The following is a 6,076-nucleotide window of genomic DNA, read 5'->3' as shown; positions in this document are numbered from 1 at the left end:
CCACAAGCCGACGCCCCGCGCGCCCCCATGCCCCGGCGCGGAGGCGCGAACACCCCCCGACATGCGCTAGAGTTTCGGACGTCGGACCGCCCCCAGGGCGGCCCGCACCAGGGCGATTAGCTCAGTGGGAGAGCGCTTCGTTCACACCGAAGAGGTCACTGGTTCGAACCCAGTATCGCCCACCCAAGGATCCCACAGGTCAAGCGCCTGTTGATGGCCCGCCCCTGATCGTCAAGGGAGGGCCTTCACTCGTTCCTAGGGCCGCGAGAGGGCGCATGCCCCGGTCGCCACAGGCACACCGCGTCTCCGCCGCCAGGCGCTCTTGATGGACACCACCTACTTCTGGCTGTCCCTTCCTCGCGGCCGGGAGCTCATCGAGAATCGGCGGAGCTCGGAGCCAGGTTCACCCTCGCCGGAGAATCCGAGGCGTTGCCGTCGAAGCTGAGGTGTCTAGGGTGGCCCTGCCACACTGTGATCAGCTTTGGGAGCAGCATGAAGATTGTCATCGCCGGCGGCCATGGCAAGGTCGCCCTCCGGCTGACCCGGCTCCTCGCCGAACGCGGCGATGACGTCGTGGGCATCGTGCGTAACCCCGACCACGTCGACGGTGTCAGACAGGCCGGCGGTGACGCCGTGGTGCTCGACCTTGAGCGCGCCACCGCCGAGGAGGTGGCCGCCACGCTCGCCGACGCCGACGCCGTCGTCTTTTCGGCCGGTTCGGGCAACAGCGCTACCGCCACACGCAGGGACAAGGTGGACCGGGCCGCCCCCGTGCTGCTCATGGACGCGGCGGAACAGGCAGGTGTGCGACGGTTCCTGCACGTCAGCTCCATCAATGTGGGCTGTGCCGACAACCCCGACATCGGCAGCGCGGTCGCCAGGTTCGACCGGGTCTCCAGGGACGACGTGGCCGCCGTGCTCGTCGCACTCCTCGACCGGCCGGACACCGCCGGCCGCGCCTACGTGCTGGTCGGCGGCAAGATCCCGATCGACCAGGCCCTGACCAGTATGAACTGGTGTGATGCCTGAGGCAGCAGTAGATCTTCATTCTGCTTGAAGAGGTATTCAACGCGCTCGTACGACAGGCGCGCGTGGTCGGGGTGCGGGCAGAGGTCGGCGGCCGCGGCATCCTCACCCGGCGGTGACGGCTGCGACGCCCTTTGGCGAAGTAGGCGTCGGCCGGCTTGAGAGAGGTCTGGTCCAGGTCCGCTTGGACGTTCGAGAAGTCCAACGGAACCGGCGGCGATGTCTGCGAACAGCTTCACGGGTCATTGACGCTCTCTCGCCGAGGAGATGTCTGTCGCTGTGGATGCTGGTGGTGATTCGGCAAGCGGGTAGGCGGTTCGCGTGGCGCGCCGCATTCTGTCGGCGGCGGCCTGTACGCTCCCGAGTTGATCTGTGGGGAGAATCCGCATGACCCTCGACCAACTCGCCGGTGAGCTCGTGGACGTCGTCTTCGACGCCTGCCGTGTCGGTGACCGTGTGGTTCGGCTGACCGGCCGCACCGAGGCCGCAGGCGGGCAGCGGTGACGCTGGAGGGGCTCCGGCTGTCCCACCGCCGCATCGGCTCGGTCGGCCTGGGCGGCGCGCGGCCGGCCCCGTTCGCCGACGCCGCCGAGGTGGTCGGCTGGTTCGGCGCGTTGCAGTCGCAGGACTACCACCCGGCCAAGTGGGCGGTCGCCCAGCGGCTCGTCGGCGGCGTCACCGACTCAGACCTCGATCGCGCGTTCAACGACGGCGTCATCCTGCGCACGCACGTGCTGCGCCCCACGTGGCACTTCGTGGCGCCCGCCGACCTGCGCTGGCTGCTGGAGCTGACGGCGCCGCGGGTGCACGCGCTCAACGGCTACGCCTACCGGCGCGGCGAGCTCGACGGGCCGCTGCTGCGCCGCTCCACGGACCTGATCGCCGATGCCGTCGCCGGTGGGAGCCACCGGACCCGCACTGAGATCGCGGCGTTGCTCGCCCACCACGGCATCACCGCGGCCGGATTCCGGCTCGGCTACATCCTCATCCACGCCGAACTGGAGCGGGTGATCTGCAGCGGCCCGCTGCGGGGCAAGCAGCACACCTACGCGCTGCTAGAGGAACGGGTCCCGCAGGCGGCGAGCCTGGAACGCGAGGCGGCACTGGTCGAGCTGGTCCGCCGGTTCTTCACCAGCCATGGTCCGGCGACTGTGAAGGACCTGGCGTGGTGGTCCAGCCTTACGCGCGCCGACATCGCTGCCGGGCTGTCATTCGCCGGCGACACGCTGGAGAGCACCGACGTCGACGGCGTCACCTACTGGTCCGCGCCGGGGAACGCCCCCGCGCCGGCCCCGTCTCCATCGGTGCGTCTGCTGCAGGCCTACGACGAGTACATCGTCGGCTACAGGCAGAGCAAGTACCTGCTCGACCTCGGCGGGCTTGCGGCATCGGCATCGGCATCGGACAAGCTTGCCCTGCCGAACGGCGTCATCGTGGTCGACACGCAGGTGGCCGGCCGCTGGAAGCGCACGAACCGGTCCGGCGCCGTGGTGGTCAAGGCGGTGCTGTACCGGCCGTTCGACGCCGCCGAAACCGCCGCGCTGCAAGCTGCGACCGAGGAGCTGGGCGTGTTCCTGGGCGCACGCGCAGTCGTCTCGGCGAGCCTGGTGTGAGTCCAGCCCTGGGGACCACATCCATGCCGACCGGTGGCTCCCCCCGGTGACAGTGACCAAACTCGCGAGTGAGCTTCCCTCCGTACCGTGAATTTGGTCGACGCGCCGGTTCGTTCGAGGCAGAGCCGATCGGTCTTCACGTGCGCCCTCCGGAATGCTACGTCGAATGCGAGCCGCAGCCTTTTGGACCTCCGGATAATGGTCATGTACGGGCTGCTGCTTGAATTGGTCATCCATGTCCCGCTTTAGCGGGTGCAACATTAATGATCAGGCTGAACTCGTAAATTCCGTCCTACCATGGGCGCCTTGGTAACCGAGAGTCACGACTTGATCGAGGTCGTGAGGTGGTGACTGCGGGGGATCGGAACTGACTCGATCTTCCTGGAACCGGCTTTGCGGCGGCGTTGAGCCTGGCGACGCGAGTCCGGGCGGGCGGCTCCGGCAGGTGGGTGGCCGCGGCCGTCGCTCCGTTGATCACGGCGCCGGCCGTCGGGCATCCAGGTCGCGCCGTGGTCGTTTCCGCTGGTGGCAGCGCAAAGCGCGACCAGGCCCCGAAAGCGCGACACATCGGTGTTCGGTCTGCCGTTAGTGGTCGGCGGCGGGGGTGATGACGGCGGGTGTGGCCGGTTCGGCCCGTCAGCGAAGTCGAATGAGTCTCTCTGAGGGAGCGGTGTTATGGCGTCCACCAGTGCGGCATATGGCATTGAGTCCGGTGTCGGTTCGCGGGGTGCGCGTACGGTCCGCCAGATCCTGGCGGATACCCAGCGGGTGGTCGAACCGGCCCGCAGGGCGGCGGTCGATGCGTTCCCGGTGGAGATCGGACGCGTTGCCGGGTACCACGCGGGCTGGTGGGATGCCGAGGGGCGCCCCACCGACGGTGCGGGCAAAGCGGTCCGTCCCGCGCTGGCGCTGGCCTGCGCTCGGGCGGTCGGCGGGGGTCATACCGAAGCGGCCGGAAATGACGCTGCGGTGGCGGCCGCCGTGGCGGTGGAGCTGGTGCATGACTTCTCGTTGCTGCATGACGACGTGATGGACGGAGATACGACCCGGCGGCACCGGCCGGCGGCGTGGGCGGTGTTCGGGGTGCGCGAGGCGATTCTGGTCGGCGACGCGCTGCTGGCCGCCGCGATGCAGCAAGTGATCTCCGTGGCCGGTGCCGGGGCGGATTCGGCTGCGGCGGCGAGGGTGCTGGCTGCGGCGGTGCAGGAGTTGTGCGAGGGCCAGTCGGCCGATCTGGCGTTCGAGGAGCGTGCCGAGATCTCGTTGGATGAGTGTGCGGCGATGGCCGAGGGAAAGACCGGTGCGCTGCTGGGCGCGGCGTGCCAGCTGGGCGCGATGGCGGGCATCACCGGCGGATCCGACCAGGCCGGTGCGGTCGCCGTGGCGCGGTATCGGGCGTTCGGGCGTCATCTGGGGTTGGCGTTCCAGCTGGTGGACGACCTGCTCGGGATCTGGGGCGATCCCGCGGTGACGGGGAAACCGGTCGGATCGGATCTGCTGTCGCGCAAGAAGTCGCTGCCGGTGGTCGCGGCTTTGCGCTCGGGCACCTCGGCGGGCAAGCGGCTGGCGTGGCTGTATCAGCGTGCTGAACCTTTGGACGAGGGGTCGGTGGCCGATGCGGCCGAGTTGGTGGCGTCCGCCGGTGGCCGCGTTTGGGCGCGGGCCGAGGCCGACCGGCACTTCGACGCGGCGATGGACGCCCTCACCGAGGCCGGCCCCGCCCCCGACGCGGCGGCCGACCTGCGGACCCTGGCCGAGCTGATCACCCGACGGGACCACTGATCATGACCAGCCTGGAACACACTGCGGACACGTCCCCCTGGGCCGTCAGGACGGTGTCGCTGGCCTCGCCGCGGTCGTTCTGCGCGGGGGTGGAGCGGGCGATCGAGGTGGTGGAGCGGCTGGTGGACCAGCGTGCCGGTTCGGGTGGCACGGTGTACGTGCGCAAGCAGATCGTGCACAACCGCCATGTGGTCGAGGATCTGGAGCGCCGGGGCGTCGTGTTCGTCGACGAGCTGGATGAGATCCCGGACGACGCGCCGCAAGGCAGTGTGGTGGTGTTCTCGGCGCATGGTGTCTCGCCTGAGGTCCGTGACGAGGCGGCGCGTCGTGGCTTGCCGGTGGTGGACGCCACGTGTCCGCTGGTGACCAAGGTGCACGCCGAGGCGCGCCGGTTCGCGGGTCGCGGCGACACGGTGGTGCTGATCGGGCATGTCGGCCATGAGGAGGTGCAGGGCACGCTCGGGCAGGCCCCGGAGCACACCGTTCTGGTCGAGACCGCTGAAGACGTCGCCGATCTGGAGATCCCCGATCCGAGCCGGGTGAGCTACCTGACCCAGACGACGCTGGCGGTGGACGAGACCGCTGAGGTGATCCGGGCGCTGAAGGAGCGGTTCCCGGCGATCAAGGATCCGCCGTCCGACGACATCTGCTACGCCACCACCAACCGGCAGGACGCCCTCGCCGCCGTGGCCGCCGAGGCCGATGTGGTGCTCGTGGTCGGCTCGGCCAATTCGTCCAATTCCGTGCGGCTGGTGGAGGTGACCCGTCGCCGCGGCATCCCCGCGTACCTGATCGACGACGCCTCCAGCATCGACCCGGCCTGGTTGCGCGATGCCCGGGTGGTCGCCCTGACGGCCGGGGCATCGGCTCCCCAGCACCTGGTCAGGCAGGTGATCGACCACCTCCGCACGCTCGGCCCCGTTCACATCAGCGAAGACCCCACCGTCCAGGAAAGCGTCCATTTCGCGTTGCCCAAGCAACTCCGTTCCCCCTGATTCCGCCAGGAGGCGGATCCTTATGCACACCAATAAGCGTCAAACCTCGCAGCCGACCGTCGACAGCGCCTCCGCCCGTCCGGCTCAGGCACCTCCCGCGGCACCGCCGCTTGACTCGATCAGAGGCCCCGGTGACCTGGACGGTCTGGACCTCACCCAGCTTGAGGGGCTGGCCGGGCAGATCCGGGAGTTCCTGATCGACAAGGTGTGCGCGACCGGCGGGCATCTGGGAGTGAACCTGGGAGTGGTGGAGTTGACCATCGCTCTGCACCGTGTTTTCGATTCGCCGCGTGATGTGGTGCTGTTCGACACCGGGCACCAGGCCTACGTCCATAAGATCCTCACCGGCCGGCAGGGCGGGTTCGACAGTTTGCGCCAAAGCGGCGGCCTGTCGGGCTATCCGACACGCTCGGAATCGCCCCATGACTGGATCGAGAACTCGCACGCCTCCACCGCGTTGTCGTATGCGGACGGGATCGTCAAGGCCCTTCACCTGAACCACCAATTGGACGATGGGGCGGGCGGTGAGCCGGGGTGGTGATGGCGACGACGTCGGGGCGCAGGAGCCGGGTCTGGCGGGCCAGCAACTCGATGTTGCCCTCGCCTGCGGCCAGCCCCGCGGCGCGGAATCGGTCGGGGTGGGCGGCGATGACGTCGATG

General features: G+C 69.1%; 5 protein-coding genes, 1 tRNA gene and 1 pseudogene. 6 read left to right on the top strand and 1 reads right to left on the bottom strand.

Annotated features, from left to right (window positions below; genetic code table 11):
* The first annotated feature begins 110 nt into the window (after positions 1-110).
* From E1298_RS42915 to E1298_RS42890, 6 genes and pseudogenes are all read left to right on the top strand, one after another.
* Positions 111-182 (top strand) — tRNA-Val (locus E1298_RS42915).
* Between the two features lie 310 nt (positions 183-492).
* On the top strand, positions 493-1,029 hold the full coding sequence (locus E1298_RS42910) for an NAD(P)H-binding protein (RefSeq protein ID WP_131903130.1): 537 nt from the start codon (positions 493-495) through the stop codon (positions 1,027-1,029).
* A 497-nt stretch (positions 1,030-1,526) separates the two neighbouring features.
* Entirely contained in the window at positions 1,527-2,639 is a 1,113-nt protein-coding gene (locus E1298_RS42905; protein ID WP_131903129.1) for a winged helix DNA-binding domain-containing protein, read from the top strand.
* Between the two features lie 675 nt (positions 2,640-3,314).
* Positions 3,315-4,421, top strand: a complete 1,107-nt coding sequence (locus tag E1298_RS42900; protein WP_131903128.1) for a polyprenyl synthetase family protein — start codon at positions 3,315-3,317, stop codon at positions 4,419-4,421.
* Positions 4,422-4,423: 2 nt separating this feature from the next.
* Positions 4,424-5,416: a 4-hydroxy-3-methylbut-2-enyl diphosphate reductase gene (ispH, locus tag E1298_RS42895; RefSeq protein WP_131903127.1), complete on the top strand. Its 993-nt coding sequence runs from the start codon at positions 4,424-4,426 to the stop codon at positions 5,414-5,416.
* Positions 5,417-5,534: 118 nt separating this feature from the next.
* Positions 5,535-5,912 (top strand): annotated as a pseudogene (locus E1298_RS42890) (1-deoxy-D-xylulose-5-phosphate synthase N-terminal domain-containing protein); the annotation flags it as partial.
* Here the strand turns inward: E1298_RS42890 and E1298_RS42885 are convergent.
* Positions 5,896-6,030, bottom strand: a complete 135-nt coding sequence (locus E1298_RS42885) for a hypothetical protein (RefSeq protein WP_243726184.1) — start codon at positions 6,028-6,030, stop codon at positions 5,896-5,898. The pseudogene E1298_RS42890 and the gene E1298_RS42885 sit on opposite strands and share 17 nt — an antisense overlap.
* Positions 6,031-6,076 lie beyond the last annotated feature (46 nt).

The sequence above is a fragment of the Actinomadura rubrisoli genome, assembly GCF_004349215.1.
In the GTDB taxonomy this organism is placed as follows: Bacteria; Actinomycetota; Actinomycetes; order Streptosporangiales; family Streptosporangiaceae; genus Spirillospora; species Spirillospora rubrisoli.
This window is presented reverse-complemented; position numbering and strand designations above follow the sequence as displayed.